A 1261-nucleotide genomic window follows, 5' to 3' on the forward strand; every position below is an offset into this window, starting at 1 on the left:
CAGACTGCGCAAAAACACTTACGATATTAAACATAATTATACTACAAAACCATTGATTTTTCAATGATTTTGTAGTATAATTAAAGAAAAAACGGGGTGTTAAAAATGCAAAGATACGAAGAAGGAACAGATAGAAATCAAGTACAGGTTGTAAGTTTAGAAGATTTAATAGGGGAAAATAATCCTGTAAGAGTGATCGATGCATTTGTTAACAGCTTAGATATTGAAAAGATGGGATTTCAGTATGCACAAACAAAAGAAACAGGAAGAAAGCCTATGAATCCCTCTGACATGAGTAAATTATACATATATGGATATTTCAATGGAATAAGAACATCAAGAAAATTAGAAAAAGAGTGTGAGAAAAATATAGAGGTAATGTGGTTGATAAACAATCTGAAGCCACACAATAAAACCATTTCAGAATTTCGAAGAAATAATAAAAAAGCATTAGAAAATATATTCAGAGAATTTAGCATGTTGTGCAACACATTAAATCTGATAGGTAAAGAAATGGTTGCAATAGATGGAAGCAAATTTCGTGCACATAACAGCAGAAAAAGAAATTATACTAAAAACAAAGTAAAAAAGATGATAGAGCACTTTGAAGAATCAGCAAGTCAGTATTTAGAATTGCTAGAAAAAGGTGATAAAGAAGATAATGAACAAACAGATTTTACAAAAGAAAACATAACAGAAAAATTTGAAGCAGCTAAAAAAAGAATAGAAGAATTAAAAGAGATGTACGAAGATATTAAGCAAAATGGGGAAATATCAATAACAGACAAAGATGCAAGGCATATGAGTGTAAGTAACAATGGAACAGATATAGCTCATAATGTACAAATAGCAGTAGACAGCAAAAACCATTTAGTTGTAGCAGTAGATGTAGTAAGTAATCCTGCAGACCAAGGACAACTATACAACATAGCAAAACAAGCAGCTAAAGAATTAGGAATAGAGTTAAAAAATAAAGAAGAAAATCAAAGTGAAGAAGAATATGAAGAGTATTTATTGACCATTTTAGCTGACAAGGGATATTATGAATATGAAAATTTAAAAGATTGCTTAGATTCTGGAATAAAACCAATAGTTGCAAAAGAAAACGCATCAAATAAGACAGGTAATAAAAAATATATAAGAGATAATTTCATATATGATAAGGAAAAAGACATATATATTTGTCCGGAAGGAAAAATATTGAATAATGTAAGTAATCCAACATCACAAAACCAATTATATAGAAATAAGGCAGCCTGCA

General features: G+C 29.3%; 1 protein-coding gene. It reads left to right on the forward strand.

Annotated features, from left to right (window positions below):
* Positions 1 to 105: 105 nt before the first annotated feature.
* Positions 106 to 1261, forward strand: a 1156-nt coding sequence (locus HZF24_RS18700) for an IS1182 family transposase (protein ID WP_179239887.1), incomplete at its 3' end; no start/stop codon positions are given.

The sequence above is a fragment of the Sedimentibacter hydroxybenzoicus DSM 7310 genome (genome assembly GCF_013403245.1).
Taxonomy (GTDB): Bacteria; Bacillota; Clostridia; order Tissierellales; family Sedimentibacteraceae; genus Sedimentibacter; species Sedimentibacter hydroxybenzoicus.